Origin of the sequence: Arthrobacter sp. ov407 (assembly GCF_900102895.1) — a bacterium.
Lineage (GTDB): Bacteria > Actinomycetota > Actinomycetes > Actinomycetales > Micrococcaceae > Arthrobacter.
In genome coordinates this window covers 23,869-46,334 of record NZ_FNGD01000008.1, presented here as the reverse complement: position 1 = coordinate 46,334, position 22,466 = coordinate 23,869, and the positions used below count along the sequence as shown (strand labels likewise).

Here is a 22,466-nt window from a genome sequence, read left to right as displayed (position 1 = left end):
GACAGTCCGCCCCAGTAGACTGTCTCCAGCCATGACATTCCATATTTCCTACCCCGCCGAGCTGCCGGTTTCCGAGCGCCGCGAAGATCTGATGGCCGCCATCGCGGCCAACCAGGTGACCATCATCGCGGGCGAGACCGGCTCGGGTAAGACCACCCAGATCCCCAAGATGTGCCTCGAGCTCGGCTTTGGCGAGAACGGGCTGATCGGCCACACCCAGCCCCGCCGGCTCGCGGCCCGCACTGTGGCCGAGCGCATCGCGGAGGAACTCGGGGTCGAGATCGGCCAGGAAGTGGGCTTCCAGGTCCGCTTCACCGGCGAGGTCAGCCGGTCCACCAAGGTCAAACTCATGACCGACGGCATCCTGCTGGCGGAAATCCAGCGCGACCGGCTGCTGCGCAAGTACAACGCCATCATCATCGACGAGGCCCACGAGCGCAGCCTCAACATCGACTTCATCCTCGGCTACCTCAAGCGGATCCTGCCGCAGCGCCCGGACCTGAAGATCATCATCACTTCGGCCACGATCGATCCGGAGCGCTTCGCCAAGCACTTCGGCACTGACGAAGAGCCCTCCCCCATCATCGAAGTCTCGGGCCGGACCTTCCCGGTGGAAATCCGCTACCGCCCGCTCTCCCAGCCCGCCGCCGGCGCCGGAGACGGAGACGGGGAAGGCGCCGCCGCGGACGACGAACTCGAGGAGGACCGCGACCCGCTCGACGCGGTATGCGACGCCGTCGACGAACTCGCACAGGAGGCGCCGGGCGACATTCTGATTTTCTTCTCCGGCGAGCGCGAAATCCGCGACGCGGCGGAGGCCCTCAACGCCCGCATCCAGTCCAACCGGCGCCTGGCCGGCACCGAGGTTCTTCCCCTCTTCGCCCGGCTGAGCCTGCAGGAGCAGCACAAGGTCTTCCACCCCGGCAGCAAACGCCGGATCGTGCTGGCCACCAACGTCGCCGAAACCTCGCTGACGGTCCCCGGCATCAAGTACGTCATCGACACCGGCACGGCGCGGATCTCGCGCTACTCGCACCGGACCAAGGTCCAGCGCCTGCCGATCGAGCGCGTCTCCCAGGCCTCGGCCAACCAGCGCTCGGGCCGCTGCGGCCGCGTCTCCGACGGCATCGCGATCCGGCTGTACTCCGAGGAGGACTTCCAGTCGCGGCCGCTGTTCACGGACCCGGAGATCCTGCGTACCAACCTCGCGGCCGTCATCCTGCAGATGACCGCCATGGGCGTCGCCCGCGGACCGAAGGATGTGGAGAATTTCCCGTTCGTCGAGCCGCCGGATTCGCGCGCCATCAACGACGGCGTCAGTCTCTTGCGCGAGCTTGGCGCCCTCAGCGCCGCCCGTGCCCAGGAACCAGCGGACGACGGCGACGGCCGCCCCGGCCGCCGGCCCGCCGGCGCCGCTGCCGGCAGAAACGGCGGCGGCGGACTCACCGCCGTCGGACAGCAGCTGGCGCAGCTGCCGGTGGACCCAAGGCTCGGCCGGATGATCGTGGAGTCCGGAAAGCGCGGCTGCGTCCGCGAAGTCATGATCCTCGCCGCCGCGCTGACGATCCAGGACCCGCGCGAGCGTCCAACGGATAAGCAGCAGCTCGCCGCGGAGAAGCACGCCCGTTTCCGGGACGAGAACTCGGACTTCACCGGTTACCTGAACCTGTGGAACTACCTGCAGGAGAAACAGCAGGAACTGTCCTCCACGGCATTCCGCCGGCTCTGCCGCAACGAGTTCATCAACTACCTACGCGTCCGCGAGTGGCAGGACCTGTTCGCCCAGCTCCGCCAGCTGGCCCGGCCGCTGGGCATCAGCCTGGACAACAAGCGCCTTGCCGATCCAGTGGGCCACCACGAGGGCATCCACATCAGCCTGCTCTCGGGGCTGCTGAGCCACGTCGGCATCCTCGACGAGCGCAAGCGCGAGTACGCGGGTGCCCGCGGCAGCCGCTTCGCGATCTTCCCGGGTTCGGCCCTGTTCAAGAAGTCGCCCACCTTCGTTATGGCCGCCGAACTCGTGGAGACGAGCCGCCTCTGGGCCCGCGTCGCGGCGAAGTTCGATCCGCTCTGGGCCGAGCAGGTGGCCCCCGACTTGGTCAAGCGCAGCTACAGCGAACCGCACTGGTCCAAGAAGATGGGCGCGGTGATGGCCCACGAAAAGGTCACCCTTTACGGCGTGCCCATCATCCCGAGCCGGCGCATCAACTACGGCAAGGTGGATCCGGAGCTCTGCCGCGAGCTCTTCATCCGCCACGCCCTGGTTGAAGGCGACTGGCAGACCCACCACAAGTTCTTCCACCGCAACCGCGCACTGCTGCACGAAGTCGAGGAGCTCGAGGCCAGGATGCGGCGCCGGGACATCCTGGTGGACGACGAGACGCTGTTCGAGTTCTACGACGCCCGGATCGGCGCGGAGGTCGTCTCGGAGCGGCACTTCGACAAGTGGTGGAAGGACGCGCGGCAGCAGGATCCCACGCTGCTCGACTTCGACCAGTCCCTGCTGATCAGCGAGGACGCCGCGGCCCTGGACGATTCGGCCTACCCCAAGACCCTGCTGCACAAGGGCTTCGAGCTGCCGCTGAGCTACGAGTTCCACCCCGTGGCTCCCGGTTCGCCGCCGAATCCTTCGGACGGCGTCACCGCCGAGGTCCCCGTGCTCTTCCTGAACCAGCTCGACGACGCCGCGTTCCGCTGGCTGATCCCCGGGCAGCGGGTGGAACTCGTGACGGCGCTGATCAAGTCGCTGCCCAAACAGATCCGCAAGAACTTCGTTCCTGCCCCGGACGTCGCCCGCCAGGCCGTCGCGGCGCTGGACGCGGACTTCGATCCCGCCACGGACGAGCTTGAACCGTCGCTGGAACTGGTGCTGCGCCGGATCCGCGGACAGGTCATCCCGCCGGGGTCCTGGAACTGGGACGCCGTGCCTGCGCATCTGCGGGTCAGCTTCCGAGTGGTGGATTCCCGCGGCAAGTTGCTGGATGAGGGTAAGGACCTTAACGCACTGCAGGAGCGGCTGGCCCCTGCCACCCGCCGGGCCATCGCGGAATCCCTCGGTGCCACACCGGCCACCACGGCACCTGCGAAAGGGACGGCGGCGGCGAGGGCGAAGGCCGGCGCAAACGGGAAGGACACCCGAACGTCTCGGGCCGGCACGTCCCCGTCGGCTGCCACAGCCGCGGCCCCGGGCGGGTTCACGGAAGAGTCCGGACTCAAGGACTGGACCTTCGGAACCGTCCAGCGCCAGGTCCAGGGCAGCGTTGGCGGGCACACCGTCACCGGCTACCCTGCCCTGGTGGACGAGGGAAATTCCGTGGCGCTTCGGCTGTTCCAGACGCCGTCCGAACAGCAGGAAGCCATGCGCAGCGGTGTCATCAGGCTCCTGGCGCTGAAGGTGCCGCCGCCGGACCGCTACGTCCTGGAGCACCTGAACAACACCGAGAAACTCACGTTCAGCCAGAACCCGCACGGTTCCGTGACCGCGCTGATCGCCGACTGCGCCCTGGCCGCCATCGACAAACTCACGCCGGCCGGGCTGCCGTGGGACGAGGCATCGTTCAAGGCGTTGTACGAGACTGTCCGGGCGGAACTGATCGACACCGTCTTCACGGTCACCGCCGTCGTCGAACGCATCCTGGCCAGCACCCGCCGGATCGAAAAGCAGCTCAAGGGCACCACGAGCCTGGCCCTCATCAGCGCGCTCAACGACGTCAAGAGCCAGCTCGAGCAACTGGTGTATCCGGGTTTCGTGGCACGCACGGGCTACGCACAGCTCAGCCAGCTGCCCCGCTACCTGACGGCGATCGAAAAACGGCTTGAGAAACTGCCGGGCAACGTGCAGCGGGACGCCCAGCACATGGCCGCTGTCCAGGCCCTCGAGGACGACTACGACGACGCCGTGTCCGCACTGCTGCCCGGGCGGCGGGCCGGTGCGGAGTTAACCCACGTGCGCTGGATGATTGAAGAACTGCGGGTGAGCCTCTTCGCCGTCGAACTCGGGACGGCCTATTCGGTGTCCGAAAAGCGCATCCGGGCGGCCCTTAACAAAGTACTGGCGCCGGCGTAGACCCTCTGGGGGTGCTGCGCCGGCGCCAGTACCGGGCGGCCGGGAGTGGCCTGGTTTCTAGGCGGCCGGAACGTGCTCCGCATGGCCAGCCGTGCGGAGGCCTTCGCGGAGCTTCTCCGCATTGGCGTCCAGCCTGGCCGGATCCGGGTGATGGTCCGCCGAGCCGAAATCAAAGTCCGCCATCGAGTTGGAGGGCCACACGTGGACGTGCATGTGGTTGATTTCGTAGCCGGCCACGATCAGCCCTGCCCGGGCGGCGTCGAACACCTCCACCTGGACTGCGCCGATCTTGCGGGCAACCTCCATGACCCGGCCAAGGACCTCAGGTGAGGCGTCCGTCCAGCGGTCCACTTCCTCGGTAGGCACCACGAGGGTGTGGCCGTCGGCCAGCGGGCCCATGGTCAGGAACGCCACGACGTCGTCCTCTCGCCAGACAAAACGGCCCGGGATGTCGCCGTTGATGATTTTGGTGAAGAGAGTGCTCATGCGTCCGCCTTTTCTGCCGGGGACCCCAGGGTACTGACGTCCAGGACAAAACGGTACTTCACGTCGCCCGCCACCATGCGGTCGTAGGCTTCGTTGAGGTGGTCTGCCCCGACCACCTCGACGTCGGACACCACGCCGTGCTCGGCGCAGAAGTCCAGCATCTCCTGGGTCTCGGCGATACCGCCTATCAGCGAACCCGCGTACGCGATCCGGCGCCGGATCAGTGCGCCGGGATTGACGGGCGGCATTGCTTCCGCGGGCAGGCCCAGCTGGAACAGCGCGCCGTCCAGGCGCAGCGTGCGGAAGTACGGGTTGAGGTCGTGCGACGCGGCGACGGTGTCGATGATGACGTCGATGCTCCGGTTCGCCGCCTCCATGGCTGCCGGGTCGGTGGAGAGGATGACGTCGTCGGCGCCCAGCTCGCGTGCTGCTGCGAACTTGTTCTCCGACGTCGTGAAGACCTTGACCTCGGCGCCCATGGCCTTGGCGATCTTGACGGCCATGTGGCCGAGGCCGCCGAGCCCGACGACGCCGACGACGTCGCCTTCCTCGACCTCGAAGTGGTTCAGGGGCGAATACGTGGTGATGCCGGCGCACAGCAGGGGCGCCGCGGCGGCGGGATCCAGGCTCTCCGGGACCCGCAGGACGTAGTTGCGGTCCACCACGATGGACGTGGCGTACCCGCCCTGGGTGATGGCGCCGTCGTTGCGGGCGTCCTTCGCCCCGTAGGTTCCCACCGCGGCGTTTTCGCAGTACTGTTCGAGGCCGTCCAGGCAGCTGTCGCACTCACGGCAGGAATCCACGATGCAGCCCACGCCCACGCGTTCACCCACCGTGAAGTCGTCGACGGCGGAACCGACCCGGCTGACGCGGCCGACGATCTCGTGGCCCGGGATCAACGGATACGTGTCGCCGCCCCATTCGCCCCGGGTGGCGTGCACGTCCGAGTGGCACAGTCCACAGAATTCGATGGCGATCTCGACGTCGTCTTCTTTAGGGGCGCGCCGGGACACGGTCAGGGGAACGAGTCCGCTATCCGGTGCGGTGGCACCGTAAGCAGCGGCCAAGGTGGGGCCGGCGGTCTGCGCTGCGCTGCCCGCGGTGGTGTTCGCGGTGGTGTCGAGATCCGGCAGCGGCTTGGCAAGGGGCGGGGGTACGGGACGTCCAGGTGTCATACGTCGACGCTACCCCCGGTCCCGGCATGTATTCCACTTTGGAGCGCGGGGTGTTCGGTGCGGACCGAGAGCCCCCCGGGCCATATGCGCCGGAGCCCTTCGACAGCCGCCCTGCGCGCTCCTGCCGTCGCAACTAGCGACCGGTCTATTTTGTCAGACCCCCAAAGGACATTGGATTCATGGACGGCAATCAGGGGCCCGACGTGGCTTCATCGGTGACAGGGCGCAGTGGCGACGACCTCCAGGATTTGCTCGCATTCTGCGCCCACGTGCTCGGGGACGTGCGTCAGGCCGAGGATCGCGCCGGGATGATCGAACAATACCGGCAGCTTGACGAGTTGGGCTCTGCGTTCGACGCGTTGCGGACGCGTCTTGAGCTCGACGTTTTTCTGGGCAGCGTTTCGGGAGTGACTTTGGGATCTGGAAGGTCGCCGATGGCCACCGAAGCGGTGGAACGGCTCCGGAGGGCCATTAATGTCATAGCCCGCAGGGACACTTAACCCATGGACGGCATTCAGGGGCCCGAGACGGTGCCGGCAGACCCGGCGCCGGCAACTGCCGTGACGGTCGCCGAACTGGCCCGGATCCTGGCCTTCCTCCCGGCCCCGGACAGCGCCGCCGGACTGATCGACGAGATCCGGGACCTGGAGGACCTGAAGTCCGCCATGGCAGCCCGGCAGGCCCGGCACGCCGTCGCACTGGATGTGTCCCAACGCCGCGACCAGGCCGCCGCCGGGGTCCCGGCCGAGAAACTCGGCGCCGGGATCGGCGCGCAGATCGCCCTGGCCCGGCGCGAGTCCCCCGCCAAGGGCGGCCGGCTCCTGGGCCTGGCAAAAGCCCTCGTGACCGAGATGCCGCACACCCTCGCCGCCCTGCAGACCGGGCAGCTCAACGAATGGCGCGCCACCCTGCTCGTCCGCGAAACCGCCTGCCTGACCGCCGCCGACCGGTCCGCCGTCGACGAGGAACTCGCGCCCGACACCGGAACTCTGTCAGGGGTGGGCGACCGGCGGCTGGTGGCCACCGCCCGGGCCGCCGCGTACCGGCTGGACCCGCGCACCGTCACCGACCGCGCTGCGCACGCCGCCAGTGAGCGGTACGTCAGCCTCCGCCCCGCCCCCGACGCCATGGCCTGCCTCACCGCACTGCTCCCCGTCGCCCAGGGCGTCGCCGTCTACACCGCCCTGACCCGGCACGCCGACACCCTGCGCGCCACCGGGGACCCCCGCACCGGCGGCCAGGCCATGGCCGACACCCTGGTCGAACGCAGCACCGGCACCCCCGGCGGAATCACCGGCATCGAGATCCAGCTCATCATGACCGACCGCACGCTCTTCCAGGCCGACTCCGAACCCGCCCGGCTCCCCGGCTACGGCACAGTCCCCGCGGAGTGGGCCCGCACCCTCATCAACGGCACCACCCCGGACCCCGGCGGCCCCAACAGATCCGGTGGCGCGGCAGGCAGCGCCGGTGACACCGCGTTCCGGCTCTGGCTCCGCCGGCTCTACACCCACCCGCGCACCGGCGACCTCATCGGCATGGAGTCCCGCGCCCGGCTCTTCCCGCCCGGGCACCGCCGCTTCATTCGGGCCCGGGACGACACCTGCCGCACCCCCTACTGCGACGCTCCGATCCGCCACCTGGACCACATCATCGCCCACCACACCGGCGGCCAGACCACCACGGACAACGGCGCCGGACTCTGTGAAGCCTGCAACCAGACTAAAGAAACCCCCGGCTGGACCGCCCGGCCCGCAGCCGATCCCGGATCCGGCAGCGGCGACAGGCACACCATCGAATTCACCACCCCCACCGGCCACATCTACCACTCCACTGCACCACCCCTGCCGGGGACACCGCTTCGCCTATCAGCCACGGATCAGCCGGGCTCCCGCCAACGGCGCCAGCTCCGGCACCACGCCAAGTTGCTCAAACGCAGCAAGTTAAAAGACAGGTTTGCAGCCTAGGAATCTCTCACTTCCCGAGGGGCTTGGGGTTGCGGCGCCCGCGGGCTGACCGGCGCTTCTGCTGGTGTTTAGTTTGAAGTCTCGTGCTCGCCGTAGGGTTCCGGCCCAGTGACAACATCGTTGGAGGCGCCGTGGCACCACTCCGAAAACGATCCCGGGTACAAGGCAGCGGAAAAGCCGGCGATCTCGAGGGCGGCGATTTCATGGGCCGCCGTCACTCCGGATCCGCAGTACACGGCAGTGGGGATCTCGGCCCTGTAGCCGAGCCGCTCGAACCGCTCCCGTAGCTCCGCCGGGGCCATAAAGCGCCCGTCAGCCTGCAGGTTCCCGGTGGTGGGGGCGCTCACTGCGCCCGGAATATGACCGGCGCGGGGATCCACTGGTTCGATTTCCCCGCGGTACCGCTCAGCCGCCCGGGCGTCAAGAAGCAAGCCGCGCTGCCCCCAGGTGGCGGCTTGTCCGGCGTCGATCGCGGGCATGGCGCCGTCGGACAGGGTGACGTTTCCGGGTGCCGGCTGTTCGGGTCCCGCCGCCAGCTCGAACCCGGCGGCCCGCCAGGCCGCCAGGCCGCCGTCGAGCAGGTGAACCTGGTGGAATCCGGCGTTGCGCAGCATCCACCACAACCGGGCGGCGGCCATGTTGCCGCTGTCGTCGTACGCTACGACGGCGTCGCCGTCGTTGATGCCCCAGCCGCGTGCGGAGTCCTGGAACTGCTCCAGCGGCGGCAGCGGATGCCTTCCCCTTTGGGGCTCCGCGGGTCCGGCGAGTTCGGTGGCGAGATCCACGAAGACGGCTCCGGGGATGTGTTCGCGCAGGTAATGGTCGTGACCGTGAGGGTCACCCAGCGCCCAGCGAACGTCGAGGAGCACTGTGCGCTGGCCGGCGCCGCCGACGCCGTCCAGCCGGTCCTTGAGGGCAGCAGCATTGAGAAGGGTGTCCATTTCCCCACTCTATCTTCGGCGTCCCGCCGCCCCCGGTAGGCTGTAGCGGTGAACACCGCGCACCAGCAGGACCGGGTATGGGCCGACGAGGCCGTCCGCCGGATCAACGCCGAAAACAACCGCTCAGCCGACACCCACCTGTATTCGGTGCCGCTCCCCGACCACTGGGGCGTGCAGCTGTATCTGAAGGACGAATCCACGCACCGCACGGGCAGCCTCAAGCACCGGCTGGCGCGTTCGCTGTTCCTTTTCGGGCTCGTCAACGGCTGGATCCGGGAAGGCACCACGATCGTCGAGGCTTCCAGCGGCAGCACCGCCGTCTCCGAAGCCTATTTTGCGCAGCTGCTGGGGCTGCCCTTCATCGCCGTGATGACCCGGACCACCAGCCGCGAGAAGATCGCCCTGATTGAACAGTTCGGCGGCTCGTGCCACCTGGTGGACCACGCCTCCGAGGTCTACGAGGCGGCCGCCGATCTGGCCAGCAGCACCGGCGGGCATTACATGGACCAATTCACGTACGCCGAGCGGGCCACGGACTGGCGCGGGAACAACAACATCGCCGAGTCGATCTTCGGCCAGCTGGCGCTGGAGGAGCACCCGATCCCCCGCTGGGTGGTGGTCGGGGCCGGCACTGGCGGGACCAGCGCCACGATCGGCCGCTACCTGCGGTATCACCGCCACGAGACGAGGCTCGCCGTCGTCGACCCGGAAAATTCCGCGTTTTATCCGGGCTGGCGGGACAGCCGGCCCGACGGCGGGATCCCCGCCGCAGGCGCGACTGCTACTGCCGGATTGCCGTCACGCATCGAGGGCATCGGCCGGCCGCGGTTGGAGCCGAGTTTTGTGCCTGCCGTGATCGACCACATGATCCAGGTTCCCGACGCCGCGTCGGTGGCGGCCATGCGGCACCTGCGCGAACATGCCGGACTGCACGCCGGCCCCTCCACCGGCACCAATCTCTGGGGCGTGTGGCAGCTCATCGCCGGGATGATCGCGGAGGGCCGGCGCGGCAGTGTTGTCTCGCTGATGTGCGACGCCGGAGACCGCTACGCCGGGAATTACTACAACCCGGAGTGGCTGGACGCCCAAGGCCTGGATCCGGAGCCCCACGAGGCCGTGCTGCGCGAGTTCTTCCAAACCGGCATCTGGCCTGCCTAACCGCCAGCCGGCCTCATCCGCCGGTGCGCCCGCCTAGGCGAAACCCGGAAGGCTAGACCTCTACGGAGTCGCCGCTGGAGAGGTGCCGGTACTCCGTGCCGTACTTGGCGCCGATCCGGGTTACATGCCCCTCCACCAGGCCGCGGCCCAGCTCGTTCAGGAGCGCGTCGTGGATCGGGAAGGCCTGCGGGGCGCGGACGCCGATCACGAAGTCCACCACTTCACCTACCTTGTTCCACGGGGCGTGAATGGGCACGAGCAGCGTCTTCACTTCGACGCCGTCGGGAATCGCGAAGGAGTCCCCCGGGTGGTAGACGTTGCCATCCACAAGGTAGCCGACGTTGGCCACGACCGGGATCTGCGGGTGGATGAGGGCGTGCTGGCCGCCATATGTCCTGACCGCGAAGCCCGAGGTTTCAAATTCCTCGCCCGCGGCCGCTGCATGGATGCGGCTCCCGGCCTCGGGCGCCTTGCCGCGAAGCGTCGCGGCCACCGCCTCCGGGGCGAAAAGCTCAAGGGCAGTGTTTGACTGCAAAGCCGCGGCGACGGCGTCGACGTCCACATGGTCCGCGTGCTCGTGGGTGATCAGCACGGCATGTGCTCCGGAAAGGGCCTGGTCCGTCTCCGAAAAAGTTCCCGGGTCAAACACCAGCACCCGGCCGTCCTGCTCGAGGCGGACACAGGCGTGCGTGAATTTGGTCAGCTTCATCCGGCCAGCCTAGGCACCAGCCGTCACAGTGTCCACGGAGCGCTGCTGGCCATCTTGGGCGCTGGTAATCTTGGACATTGCCACCACACCTCGGCGAGTCCCACCCGCGCATCCTTGACGAAGCGAGTTCCACGATGTCCCAAGGCACCACCGCCGGCAGCAGCCGGACTCCGGCCTCGGCACCCGTGCAGGGTAAGGAACAGCGCGTCACCAAGCAGCGCCTCGCCGTCAGCGCCGCCCTGGACGACCTGGCGGACTTCGTCAGCACCCAGGAACTGCACCGCATCCTCCAGGAGCGTGGCACCGCGGTGTCCCTCGCCACGTCCTACCGGATCCTGCAGTCCCTCGCCGACGACGGGCTGGTGGATGTCCTGCGCAACGCCGACGGCGAAGCGGTGTACCGGCGCTGCGCCGTCACCGGGCACCACCATCACCTGCTGTGCCGCAACTGCGGCAAGGCCGTCGAAGTCGAAGCCCCTGCGGTCGAAGCCTGGGCCGCGCGGATCGCGAACGAGCACGGCTTCACCGCGGTGGAGCACACCGTGGAAATCTTCGGGCTGTGCCCCGAATGCACGGCGTTGCAAGCCAACCAGTAGCCGCTGCTGAAATTCCCCACCTTGACTTCGTGACCCCGGAATTTACCGGCAGGTCGCCGGAACGCACCGTCGGCCGCCGCCAAATATGGGGAAATTCCGCAGGCGAGGCCTGCGGCGGCCCTAGGCGCTGCGCAATACCCGCCCGTTGAGCCCCCGCCTGGCCCGGGCGCTGCCGATCATCCGGCAGGCCACGTAGATCAGGAACGACAGCGTGGTGACATAGGGGCTGATCGGCAGCCGGCCGCCGAGGGCCAGCAGGATGCCGCCGACGGTCGCCGTCATCGCGAAAACGATGCTCAGCGTGACCACCAGCCGGGGCGAGGACGTGACGCGCATGGCCGCCGCCGCGGGCGTGATCAGGAGGGCCAGCACCAGCAGGGCGCCCACGATCTGGATGGACAGCGCCACGCTGATTCCCAGCAGCACCATGAACCCAAGGGCCAGGGCCCGAACCGGAACGCCGCGGGCGGAGGCGACGTCGGGGTCAACACTGGCAAAGGTCAACGGCCGCCAGATGGCGACCAGCGCCAGCATCACCACGACTGCGGCAACCGCAAGGACCTGCAGCTGGACCGTTCCGACCGAAACGATCTGCCCGGTGAGCAGGCCGAACTTGTTGGCCGCCCGGCCCTCGTACAGGGACAGGAAAAGAATGCCCAGGCCCAGCCCAAAGGGCATGATGACGCCGATGATCGAGTTCTTGTCCCGTGCCCGGACACCCATCACGCCCAGCACCACGGCCGCGATGACCGAGCCTGCCAGCGAGCCGAGGATAATGTTCGCGCCGATCAGCAGCGCGAACGCCGCCCCGGCAAAGGAGAGCTCCGAGATTCCGTGGACCGCGAAGGCCAGGTCGCGTTTCATCACGAAGGTGCCCATTAGGCCGCCCAGCAGACCGAGGACGGCGCCGGCCCAGATGGAGTTCTGCACCAGGACCAGCAGCTCGCCGTAGTTTTCGAAATTGAAGATTGAATGCAGCAGGTTGCCCAGATCCACTTAGCCCACCTCTCCCGCGACAGAATGAGCGTCTTCGTGGTGGTGCGTCGCGCCGTCCGGCAGCCCCACGACAATCAGCCGGCCATTGGCCTCGATGACTTCAACATGGCTGCCGTACAAATCGGAGAGCACCTCGGTGGTCATGACCTCGGCGGGCGTGCCCACCCGGAACCGGCCGCCGGCCAGGTACAGGACCCGGTCCACGTAGTCCATGATCGGGTTGATCTCGTGGGTCACGAACACCACGGCGCTGTCCGACTCACGGCATTGCTTGTTAATCAGCGCGCTGACGCCCTGCTGGTGCTGAAGGTCAAGGGAGAGCAACGGCTCGTCGCACAGCAGCACTTTGGGATCCGTGGCCAGGGCCTGGGCCACGCGCAGGCGCTGCTGCTCGCCGCCGGAGAGCTGCCCCACCGGCACTTTGGCGTAGTCGGAGGCGCCCACGAGGTCCAGGAGCTCGTCGACCTTCCGGTTCACTTTTGCATTGCCCAGGCGGATGCCCCAGCGGTGGCCGTCGACGCCGAGTGCCACGAGGTCGCGGGCGCGCAGGGGCGTATCGGGGTCGAATGATTTCTGCTGGGGCACGTAGCCGATCCGGCGGCTTCCCCGCTCAACGGGGTGGCCGTCGAGCACGGCAGTTCCCGTACTCAGTTCCTGCAGCCCCAGCAGGACCTTCAGGAAGGTGGTCTTGCCGCTGCCGTTGGGACCGAGCACGGCAAAGAATTCACCCGGGTTGATGTCCAGGTCCAGGCCCTCCCACAGAGTCCGCTGACCGAATGCCAGGGAGGCGCCTCGGAGGCTCACTACCGGTGTCAAAGGGGGTATCCTCGATTTTCCGCGGAGACGGCTGCTCCCGCTGTTGCGATCATCCTAGGGCCTTGCCGATGCTGTCCACGTTCCCGGTCATCCACTGCAGATAGGACTGGCCGTCCGGGAGGGTTTCGCTGAAGTTCACTACCGGCACACCCGCGGTCTCGGCGGCCTTTTTCAGCGCCACCGTCTGCGGCCCCTCGGTCTGGGTGTTGTAGGCCAGCAGCCGGACGCCCCGGGATGCCACGAGATCGACGGCGGCCTTGAGCACGGCGGGCGGGACGTCGGCGTCTTCCTCGATCGCCGCCGTGTACTCATCAGGGGTCTTGTTCTCCAGTCCCGCGTCCTCAAGCAGGTACAGCGGTACCGGCTCGGTGACGGCCACGGGCGCGTGGCCTGCCGAGGACTTGATGGCGGCGAGCTTGGATTCCAGGCCGCCGAGCGAGTCCTTGAAGGCCGCCGCGTTGGTCCTGAACGTCTGCGCCGAGGCCGGTTCCAGCGTGGCCAGCTTGTCGGCGACGGCGTCCGCCAGGCGGGACATGGCCGACAGGCTGTACCAGACGTGCTCGTTCAGCCCGGTGTGCTCGTGGGTGTGGCCGGCGGAGTCGGGGCTCGCCGTTGCCGGGCTTTCGGTGGCGAGGCCGGAGACGTCCACGGCATTGATGATGTCGCCGGGCTCCAGCCCGGTGTCGGTTGCCAGCGTGTCGATGAAGGCGTCGTATCCCCCGCCGTTCTCCACCACGAGCTCAGCCTTGGAGACAGCCAGCTTGTCCTGCGTGGTGGCCTCGTAGGAGTGCGGGTCCTGGCTGGTGCGGTTGATGATCGAGCTGACCCGGACCTTGTCGCCGCCGATGCTGGAGACGATGGCGCCGTAAACGCTGGTGGAAGCGACGACGTCGACCACGCCGTCGCCGGCGGTCCCCCGCGAACTGCCCGCCGTCGGACTGCACGCGGTAAGCAGGAGGCCCAAGCCGGCAAGACCAGCCAGCATGGCTCGGACAGCGGGACGGCGCACGGAAAACCTCGGATCTGTTATTGAGAATCAGGAGCAATAGCAACAGCCCGAGTGTAGCCCTAAATGGGAATCATTCCTATTTAGGGCTACCCGGCGTGCCGTGCCGCCGCTACTGGGCTGTCCGTTACTTGGCTGTCCGTTACTGGGCTGTCCTTTACTGGTCTTGGCCCAGCCTGCGGTAGCCGGTAGCCTGCGTCGCGTCCCGGATTTCGCCGACGAGCTGCTCGATCACGTCTTCCAGGAACAGCACTCCCTGGGTCAGCCCGTCGGGGCCGATCACGCGGGCCAGGTGGGAGCCCGTGCGCTGCATGACGGACATGGCCTTCTCGATTTCGTCGTCCATGGCCAGGTTCGCCAGCGAGCGGATGCGGCTTTCGGCAATCGGCTGGTGGTATCCGGCGTCCGGGATGGACAGCACGTCCTTGATGTGGAGGTAGCCGGACAGCATGCCGTCGTCATCGAGCATGGGGAAGCGCGAGAACCCGGTCCGACTCACTGCCTTTTCGAATTCCGCCGGCGTGGTGGCCGCCTTGAGCATGACGAGCTTTCCCAATGGAACCATCACGTGGGATGCCGTGTGTTCGGAGAACTCCAGCGCTCCGGTAATGAGTCCGGCGTCGTCGTCCACGAGTCCGTGGCGGGTGGATTCCTGAACGATCGACTGCACTTCTTCAAGCGTGAAGGAGGACGTGACCTCATTCTGGGGTTCAATCCGCAGCAGCTTCAGGATGTGGTTCGCGGACCAGTTAAGCGCCGCAATGACGGGCTTGACCATTCGCGCGATGAACATCAGCGGCGGCGCCAGCAACAGCGCCGCCTTGTCCGCGACCGACACGGAGATGTTCTTGGGCACCATTTCGCCGAACGTGACGTGCAGGAACGTCACCACCAGCAGGGCGACGGCGAAGGCCACAATGTCGGCGGCCCCCATGGGGACGCCCGCCGCTTCCAGCGGCACGGCCAGCAGGTGGTGAATTGCGGGCTCGGCCACCAACAGGATCAGCAGTGAGCAGACGGTGATACCGAGCTGGGCGCACGCGAGCATGAGGGAAACGTTCTCCATGGCCCGCAGCGTGGTCTGTGCGCGCTTGGAACCTGCGTCGGCCAGCGGCTCGATCTGGCTCCGGCGGGCGGACATGACGGCGAATTCTGCCGCCACGAAGAAGGCGTTGCCCACCAGCAGGAAGGCAAGCCACAGGATTCCTGCCCAGTCGCTCATGCGTCTCCGGCCTGGCTGGCGGGCTGGCCGTCGCCGGGTACCCGGGTGGGCCGGAAACAGATCCGGTCGATCCGGCGGCCGTCCATGCGGGTCACGCTCAGTGTCCCGCCGACGACGTCGACAGTGTCGCCGACTGCCGCGATGCGGCCGAGCTGGCTCATGACGTAGCCTCCCACCGTTTCGTAGGCAGCCTCGTCGGGCACGGTCAGGCCCGGGATCTGTTCGGAGAGTTCATCGGGCCGGAGCAGGCCGGGGAAGTACCAGTCCCCCGAGGCGCTTTGGAGCAGGCCGGGCCGGACCTTGTCATGTTCATCAGCCACTTCCCCGACGATTTCCTCCACGAGGTCTTCCAGGGTGGTGATGCCGGCCGTTCCGCCGTACTCGTCAAGGACGACGGCCAGTTGCAGGTTCCCCTCGCGCAGTTCGGCGAGGAGGGCGTCCAGGTGGATGGTTTCGGGGACCTGGAGCACATCGGTCATGATGGCTCCGGCCTGCAGCTTGGCGCGGCGGTCCGCGGGCACGGCGATGGCCTTCTTGATATGGACCACGCCGCGAATGTCATCGGAGGACTCGCCGATGACCGGGAAACGGGAGTATCCGGTGCGCTTGGCGGCCTCGACGATGTCCGAGACCGGCTGGTCGGCGTCGATGGTCTCCACGCGGATGCGGGGGGTCATGACGTCCGCGGCGGTCCGCCCGGAGAACTTAAGGGTTCGGGCGATGAAGTTGGCCGTTCCGGCGTCGAGGGTGCCCATGGCCGCGGAGCGGCGCACGAGCGAGGCCAGTTCGGCCGGGGTGCGGGCGCCGGAGATTTCCTCCTTGGCCTCCAGGCCGAAGACGTTGAGGACCTTGTTGGAGAAACCGTTGAGCACCACGATTGCGGGCTTGAAGATGGCGGTGAACACCAGCTGGGGCCGGGCGACGGCTTTGCCGATCGGCAAGGACCGCGCGATTGCCATGTTCTTGGGCACCAGCTCGCCGATCAGCATGGAGAGCAGGGTGGCCACCGCCATCGCGAGGACCAGGGACAGCGAGGCAGCCGCCGCTGGCGGGACTCCGAGCGCGGTGAGGGGGCCCTCGAGCAGCTTGCCGACGGACGGTTCCATGACGTAGCCGGTCAGCAGCGTGGTCATGGTGATGCCCAGCTGGCAGCTGGAGAGCTGGGTGGAGAGCGACTTGAGGCACTTGAGCAAGGGCACGGCGGCGGTGTCGCCGGTGTCAACGGCGCGCTGCACGGTGGCCTGGTCCAAGGCGACCAGGGAAAATTCCACGGCGACAAAGAACCCGGTGCCGAGGATGAGCAGGAGGCCTGCTGCTAGAAGTAGCCATTCCATCTCAGCGGCCTGCTTCCGCAGCAGCGGCAGAGGCGCAAAGGAAGGGCCGCTGCAGGGACCGTAAATGCTGGAAGGCTCTGCCCGGCGGAGGATGGTCGGCGGCGGCCGACCCTGTTTCCTGGAAGGCTCCGGTGTGGCGTATGGCCGGAGAATGATGGGCGCGTGAACGGGGTTTGCCGGCTCTGCGGGTGGACTGCGCGGGAACGGTTTCCGTTCTCCGCTGACAGCCCCCAGGCCGGCACCTAGATTTACTGTCCATAAGAATTTCAGTCTACAGGAGCGGCCGCCGCCAGCCCCCGCCAGCCCGCGTCACCGGCCACGCCGAACTCACCAGCTCTGCGGAACGGGCCGGCCTTCCTCGTACCCGGCCGCGGACTGGATGCCGGCCACGGCACGCTCCCGGAAAGCGGCGAGATCGGCAGCGCCGGCGTAGCTCATGGAACTGCGCAGGCCGGCGGTGATCATATCCAGCAGGTCCTCGACGCCGGGCCGCGCCGCGTCCACGTACATGCGGGACGTGGAGATGCCTTCCTCGAACAGCGCCTTGCGGTCCTTTTCAAAGGCGCCCTCGCGCTGGTTGCGGTTCTGCACCGCCCGGGCGGACGCCATGCCGAAGCTCTCCTTGTATTGCCGGCCCGCCGCGTCGAGCTGCAGGTCCCCGGGGCTTTCGTGGGTGCCGGCAAACCATGAGCCGATCATGACCTGGCTGGCCCCGGCGGCCAGGGCCAGGGCGACGTCGCGCGGGTAGCGGACCCCGCCGTCGGCCCACACCCGACCGCCCGCTTCCCGCGCGGCGGCGGAACACTCCAGGACGGCGCTGAACTGCGGGCGGCCCACGGCCGTCATCATGCGCGTGGTGCACATGGCGCCCGGACCCACGCCGACCTTGACGATGTCCGCCCCGGCCTCGATAAGCTCACGCGTGGCCTCGCCGGTGACGACGTTGCCGGCGACCACCGGGACGCCGGGGTTGAGTCCCTTCACGGCGGCCAGGGCGTCGAACATTTTCTGCTGGTGCCCGTGCGCGGTATCGAGGACCAGCACATTCACGCCGGCAGCCAGCAACTCGGCGGCCCGCCCGGCCACGTCACCGTTGATTCCGACGGCGGCGGCCACCTTGAGTTTGCCGTCGTCGTCCAGGGACGGCCGGTAAAGCGTGGAGCGCAGGGCGCCCTTGCGAGTGAGCACACCGGCCAGTACGCCGTTCTGCTGCACCGGTGCGTAGTCTGTCCCGGCAGCGTCCATCGCCTCAAAGGCGCGGCGGAGGGCCTGCACAGCGTCCGCGGCCGGTCCGCCCCCAAACGATCCAGCCCCAAACGATCCAGCAGAGAGCAATCCGGCATCCAGCACCAGCGGCTGGTGGCGGATGACGGAGGCCAGCGACGCGAAACGGTCCTGGCCCTCACAGTCGGCGGCCCGGACAACACCGGCGACAGCGCCGGACTCATCCACCACCACAACGGCGCCGTGCGGTCGCTTGCCCATCAGGTGGAGGGCATCAATCACGGTGTCCGTGGGCGCGAGCGTCACGGGGGTCTCCAGGACCGGATGGCGCCCCTTGATCCAGGCCGTGACGTCCCGGATGACATCGAGCGGGACGTCCTGCGGCAGGACTCCAAGGCCACCGCGGCGGGCCATGGTCTCGGCCATCCGCTTCCCCGTCACTGCCGTCATGTTCGCCGCCACCAGCGGAATCGCCGAGCCGGTCCCGTCATCGGCCGCGAGGTCGACGTCCAGGCGCGAGATGACATCCGACCGCGACGGCACTAGGAAGAGGTCTGAGTAAGTCAGATCGGTGGTGGGCTCATTCAGGAAACGCACGGCTGCTCCTTTGCTGGCACCCTCGGCTGGCGCCGTCGGCGCCACACGGGTTCTTCTTTGATTCTAGGGCGGTTCACGGCGGGGCCGGGACCGCGTCCGGCACTGTGTTAAGCACCGCGGAAGACACCGTGCAAGACACCGTTTAAGGCACCGGGTCCGAGCCGATTCCGCACTGCTTCTTCACTGCAATTCGGTGGCTGCGGGGGCGGATCATGATTTGGGTCACGCTTATTGGCGGTTTGGCCAGAATCCTCACTAGACTGGCATGGGTCTGGGTTCACTGGACGCAGAGACTGGCTCAATCGTTGTGCCGAGGCACCGTGGAAGCCAGAGGGAATCAAACTCATGGAAGAGGCGTATTTCAAGTGCCAGAGCAGCCTAGCCACCGTCTACCAGAGGAATTTGGCGGAAACGAGTGGCTCGTTGACGAACTGTACGAGCGTTACCAGCAGGACAAGAACACGGTCGACGCCAAGTGGTGGCCTCTGTTTGAATCCTTCGAAGCTAATGACGCCTCTCCCGCCAACGGAACGTCCGGCACCGCGACAGCTGTGCATCCTTCCACCCGTGAACTCCCCGTGGTAGCGCCTGCTGCCGCTCCGGCAGCACCTGCGCCCGCAGCTCCCGCCGCCACGGCTGCACCCGCACCGGCTGCCAAGAAAGCCCCGGCCACCGTCGCCCGGGACGGCGCCAGGACCTCCGACGCCGGCCCCGGCACCGCGCCGATCCCGGCGCAGCTGCCCAAGAACCTCAGGGCCCCGACGGCGCCCGAAGAGGATGTCGTCTCGGTCCTGCGCGGCCCGGCCAAGGCCATCGCGTCGAACATGGTCACCAGCCTGGAAGTGCCGACCGCCACGAGCGTCCGCGCCATTCCGGCAAAGCTGCTGATCGACAACCGCGTGGTCATCAACTCCAACCTGGCCCGCGCCCGCGGCGGCAAGGTCTCCTTCACGCACCTGATCGGCTACGCCGTCATCCGCGCCCTGTCCCAGTTCCCGTCAATGAACGTCTACTACGACGAGATCGACGGCAAGCCGGTGGCTGTCCAGCCGGCGCACGTGAACTTTGGCATCGCGATCGACATGCCCAAGCCTGACGGCACCCGCCTGCTCATGGTCCCGAACATCAAGAAGGCGGAGACCCTCAACTTCTCCGAGTTCTGGCACACCTACGAGGACCTGATCAAGCGCGCCCGCAACGGCAAGCTGACCGCGGACGACCACTCCGGCACCACAGTGTCCCTGACCAACCCCGGCGGCATCGGCACCGTCCACTCGGTGCCCCGCCTGTCCAAGGGCCAGGCCGCCATCATCGGCGTCGGCGCACTGGACTACCCGGCCGAGTTCCAGGGTGCCAGCGAGAAGATCATCGCGCAGAACGCGATCAGCAAGGTCCTCACGCTGACCTCCACCTATGACCACCGCGTCATCCAGGGTGCCGGCAGCGGCGAGTTCCTCAAGCTCGTGCACCAGCTCCTGCTCGGTGCGCAGAACTTCTACGACGAGATCTTCGAGTCCCTGCGCATCCCCTACGAGCCCGTGCGCTGGAGCCCTGACCTGCAGGTGGACCCGGCCGACGAGATCAACAAGGTCGCCCGGATCCAGCAGCTGATCCATGCCTACCGCGTGCGCGGCCACCTCATGGCGGACACCGATCCGCTCGAGTACGTCCAGCGCAAGCACCCGGACCTCGACGTCCTGACCTACGGCCTGACCCTGTGGGACCTGGACCGCGAGTGGCCCACGGGCGGCTTCGGTGGCAAGCCACAGCTCAAGTTCCGCGACATCCTCGGCGTTCTCCGCGACGCCTACTGCCGCACCGCCGGCATCGAATACATGCACATCCAGGACCCCGCCGAGCGCAAGTGGTTCCAGGACCAGCTGGAGCACGCGTACTCGAAGCCGAGCCGCGACGAGCAGCTGCGCATCGTCTCCAAGCTCAACGCCGCCGAGGCCTTTGAGACGTTCCTGCAGACGAAGTTCGTCGGCCAGAAGCGCTTCTCGCTCGAAGGCGGCGAGTCCCTGATTCCGCTGCTGGACGCGATCATCTCCGACGCCGCCGACGACGAACTCGACGAAGTGGCGATCGGCATGGCCCACCGCGGCCGGCTCAACGTGCTGACCAACATCGCGGGCAAGACCTATGCCCAGGTCTTCCGCGAATTCGAAGGCACCCAGGACCCGCGCTCCGTGCAGGGCTCCGGCGACGTCAAGTACCACCTCGGCACCGAGGGCATGTTCACCTCGGACAACGGCAAGGAGACCAAGGTCTACCTCGCCGCGAACCCGTCCCACCTCGAGGCCGTGGACTCCGTCCTCGAAGGCATCGTCCGCGCCAAGCAGGACCGCCTCGACCAGGGCGAGGCGTTCCCCGTGCTGCCGATCATGGTGCACGGTGACGCCGCCTTCGCAGGCCAGGGTGTTGTCGCGGAAACGCTCAACCTCTCCCAGCTCCGCGGCTACCGCACCGGCGGCACCATCCACATCGTGGTCAACAACCAGGTCGGCTTCACCACCGCCCCGTCGTCCTCGCGTTCCTCCACCTACTCCACGGACGTCGCCAAGATGATCCAGGCACCGGTGTTCCACGTGAACGGCGACGACCCGGAGGCCGTGGTCCGCATCGGTCAGCTTGCCTACGAGTTCCGTCAGCGTTTCCACAAGGACGTTGTCATCGACATGGTGTGCTACCGCCGCCGCGGCCACAACGAGGGCGACGACCCCTCGATGACCCAGCCGCTGATGTACAACCTGATCGAAGCCAAGCGCTCGGTCCGCAAGCTGTACACCGAGTCGCTGATCGGCCGCGGTGACATCACCGAGGAAGAAGCCGAGCAGCTGTTGCGCGACTACCAGGAACGCCTGGAGCGCGTCTTCGCCGAAACCCACGCGGCCCAGACGTCCCCGATCCCGATCATCACGGCCGATTCCGCCGCGGTGTCCGATCTCGAACGTCCCATGGCCCAGCAGTCCGATTCCGGTGTCAGCGCCCCGAAGTCCACCGCGATCTCCGCGGAGACCCTGGCCCGCATCGGCAAGGCCCACACCGACATCCCCGAGGGCTTCACCGTCCACGCCAAGCTCAAGCAGCTGCTGGAGAAGCGTGAGGCGATGTCCCGTGAAGGCGGCATCGACTGGGGCTTCGGTGAACTTGCCGCTTTCGGCTCGCTCATCATGGAAGGCGTCCCCGTCCGGCTCGCCGGCCAGGACTCACGCCGCGGCACCTTCGTGCAGCGGCACGCCGTCTTCCACGACCGCGCCAACGGCGACGAATGGCTGCCCCTGGCCCACCTGTCGGATAACCAGGCGAAGCTGTGGATCTACGACTCCCTGCTCTCCGAATACGCCGCCATGGGCTTCGAATACGGGTACTCCGTGGAACGCCCGGATGCCCTGGTGCTCTGGGAGGCGCAGTTCGGTGACTTCGTCAACGGCGCCCAGACCATCATCGATGAGTTCATCTCCTCCGCCGAGCAGAAATGGGGCCAGCGGTCCTCGCTCGTTCTCATGCTGCCGCACGGCTACGAGGGCCAGGGACCGGACCACTCCTCCGCCCGCATCGAGCGGTTCCTGCTGATGTGCGCTGAAGAGAACATGATCGTGGCCAACCCCACGACGTCGGCTTCGCACTTCCACCTGCTGCGCCGCCAGGCTTACAGCAGGCCCCGCAAGCCGCTCATCATCTTCACGCCGAAGCAGCTGCTCCGCCTGAAGGCCGCAGCGTCCTCCGTGGAGGACTTCACCACCGGCTCGTTCCGCCCGGTCATTCCGGAACACGCTCAGCTGCAGGCCGACGCCGTCGAACGCGTGCTGCTGGTCTCCGGACGCCTGTATTACGATCTTCTGTCCACCCGGCAGAAGACCGAGAACAAGACCACGGCGATCGTGCGTGTCGAGCAGCTCTACCCGCTGCCGGCCGCCGAAATCGCCGCGGAGCTGGCCAAGTACCCGAACGCCGAAGTCGTCTGGGCGCAGGACGAACCGGCCAACCAGGGTCCGTGGCCGTTCATCGGCCTGAACCTGCCCGATGCCCTGGACCGCCGGGTCCGCCTCATCTCCCGCCCCGCCTCGGCTTCCACCGCGGCAGGGTCGATGAAGCGCCACTCGGCAGAACAGGACAGCTTGCTCAAGCAGGCATTTGCACGTAAATAGCGTCATTGCTGCCCGGCCGGAG

General features: G+C 67.5%; 16 protein-coding genes. 6 read left to right on the top strand and 10 right to left on the bottom strand.

Features of this window, described 5'->3' with window-relative positions:
* The first annotated feature begins 31 nt into the window (after nucleotides 1–31).
* Nucleotides 32–4,066 (top strand): ATP-dependent RNA helicase HrpA, encoded by a 4,035-nt coding sequence (gene hrpA / locus BLS42_RS11765; protein ID WP_090581339.1) that lies wholly within the window; start codon nucleotides 32–34, stop codon nucleotides 4,064–4,066.
* 57 nt (nucleotides 4,067–4,123) lie between these two features.
* Here hrpA and BLS42_RS11760 read toward each other — a convergent pair whose 3' ends face one another.
* On the bottom strand, nucleotides 4,124–4,552 hold the full coding sequence (locus BLS42_RS11760) for an HIT family protein (protein ID WP_090581336.1): 429 nt from the start codon (nucleotides 4,550–4,552) through the stop codon (nucleotides 4,124–4,126).
* A complete protein-coding gene (locus tag BLS42_RS11755) occupies nucleotides 4,549–5,727 on the bottom strand; it encodes an NAD(P)-dependent alcohol dehydrogenase (RefSeq protein ID WP_090581333.1) in 1,179 nt (392 codons plus the stop codon). Before BLS42_RS11755 ends, BLS42_RS11760 begins: the two co-directional genes overlap by 4 nt.
* Before the next feature lie 179 nt (nucleotides 5,728–5,906).
* On the opposite strand from BLS42_RS11755, the gene BLS42_RS11750 reads away from it, so the two are divergent.
* Together BLS42_RS11750 and BLS42_RS11745 are read left to right on the top strand one after the other, a co-directional pair.
* Entirely contained in the window at nucleotides 5,907–6,227 is a 321-nt protein-coding gene (locus BLS42_RS11750) for a hypothetical protein (RefSeq protein ID WP_090581330.1), read from the top strand.
* A 3-nt stretch (nucleotides 6,228–6,230) separates the two neighbouring features.
* On the top strand, nucleotides 6,231–7,694 hold the full coding sequence (locus BLS42_RS11745; RefSeq protein ID WP_090581327.1) for an HNH endonuclease: 1,464 nt from the start codon (nucleotides 6,231–6,233) through the stop codon (nucleotides 7,692–7,694).
* A gap of 68 nt (nucleotides 7,695–7,762) precedes the next feature.
* Here the strand turns inward: BLS42_RS11745 and BLS42_RS11740 are convergent, their stop codons facing one another.
* Nucleotides 7,763–8,635 (bottom strand): sulfurtransferase, encoded by an 873-nt coding sequence (locus tag BLS42_RS11740; protein WP_090581324.1) that lies wholly within the window; start codon nucleotides 8,633–8,635, stop codon nucleotides 7,763–7,765.
* Between the two features lie 48 nt (nucleotides 8,636–8,683).
* On the opposite strand from BLS42_RS11740, the gene BLS42_RS11735 reads away from it, so the two are divergent.
* Nucleotides 8,684–9,793 (top strand): PLP-dependent cysteine synthase family protein, encoded by a 1,110-nt coding sequence (locus BLS42_RS11735; protein WP_090581321.1) that lies wholly within the window; start codon nucleotides 8,684–8,686, stop codon nucleotides 9,791–9,793.
* Between the two features lie 52 nt (nucleotides 9,794–9,845).
* Here BLS42_RS11735 and BLS42_RS11730 read toward each other — a convergent pair whose 3' ends face one another.
* The gene (locus BLS42_RS11730) at nucleotides 9,846–10,502 is read right to left on the bottom strand and encodes an MBL fold metallo-hydrolase (RefSeq protein WP_090581318.1); all 657 of its coding nucleotides are present in this window, start codon (nucleotides 10,500–10,502) and stop codon (nucleotides 9,846–9,848) included.
* Between the two features lie 134 nt (nucleotides 10,503–10,636).
* Between BLS42_RS11730 and BLS42_RS11725 the strand changes: the two genes are divergently transcribed.
* Nucleotides 10,637–11,098, top strand: a complete 462-nt coding sequence (locus tag BLS42_RS11725; protein ID WP_090581315.1) for a Fur family transcriptional regulator — start codon at nucleotides 10,637–10,639, stop codon at nucleotides 11,096–11,098.
* Between the two features lie 120 nt (nucleotides 11,099–11,218).
* Here BLS42_RS11725 and BLS42_RS11720 read toward each other — a convergent pair whose 3' ends face one another.
* The 6 genes from BLS42_RS11720 to BLS42_RS11695 form a co-directional block, all read right to left on the bottom strand.
* On the bottom strand, nucleotides 11,219–12,094 hold the full coding sequence (locus tag BLS42_RS11720) for a metal ABC transporter permease (protein ID WP_090581312.1): 876 nt from the start codon (nucleotides 12,092–12,094) through the stop codon (nucleotides 11,219–11,221).
* Nucleotides 12,095–12,910 carry a metal ABC transporter ATP-binding protein gene (locus BLS42_RS11715; RefSeq protein ID WP_176803368.1) on the bottom strand — a complete coding sequence of 272 codons (816 nt, stop codon included), beginning with the start codon at nucleotides 12,908–12,910 and terminating at the stop codon, nucleotides 12,095–12,097.
* A 49-nt stretch (nucleotides 12,911–12,959) separates the two neighbouring features.
* Nucleotides 12,960–13,919 carry a metal ABC transporter solute-binding protein, Zn/Mn family gene (locus BLS42_RS11710; protein WP_256336429.1) on the bottom strand — a complete coding sequence of 320 codons (960 nt, stop codon included), beginning with the start codon at nucleotides 13,917–13,919 and terminating at the stop codon, nucleotides 12,960–12,962.
* Between the two features lie 154 nt (nucleotides 13,920–14,073).
* Nucleotides 14,074–15,138, bottom strand: coding sequence for a hemolysin family protein (locus BLS42_RS11705; RefSeq protein WP_090581304.1), 1,065 nt, complete (start codon nucleotides 15,136–15,138; stop codon nucleotides 14,074–14,076).
* On the bottom strand, nucleotides 15,135–16,472 hold the full coding sequence (locus tag BLS42_RS11700; RefSeq protein ID WP_090581300.1) for a hemolysin family protein: 1,338 nt from the start codon (nucleotides 16,470–16,472) through the stop codon (nucleotides 15,135–15,137). The genes BLS42_RS11705 and BLS42_RS11700 overlap by 4 nt, the downstream gene beginning before the upstream one ends.
* A gap of 327 nt (nucleotides 16,473–16,799) precedes the next feature.
* Nucleotides 16,800–18,293, bottom strand: a complete 1,494-nt coding sequence (locus tag BLS42_RS11695) for a GuaB1 family IMP dehydrogenase-related protein (RefSeq protein ID WP_090581296.1) — start codon at nucleotides 18,291–18,293, stop codon at nucleotides 16,800–16,802.
* 365 nt (nucleotides 18,294–18,658) lie between these two features.
* Between BLS42_RS11695 and BLS42_RS11690 the strand changes: the two genes are divergently transcribed.
* A complete protein-coding gene (locus tag BLS42_RS11690) occupies nucleotides 18,659–22,444 on the top strand; it encodes a multifunctional oxoglutarate decarboxylase/oxoglutarate dehydrogenase thiamine pyrophosphate-binding subunit/dihydrolipoyllysine-residue succinyltransferase subunit (RefSeq protein WP_090581293.1) in 3,786 nt (1,261 codons plus the stop codon).
* The last annotated feature ends 22 nt before the right edge of the window (nucleotides 22,445–22,466 follow it).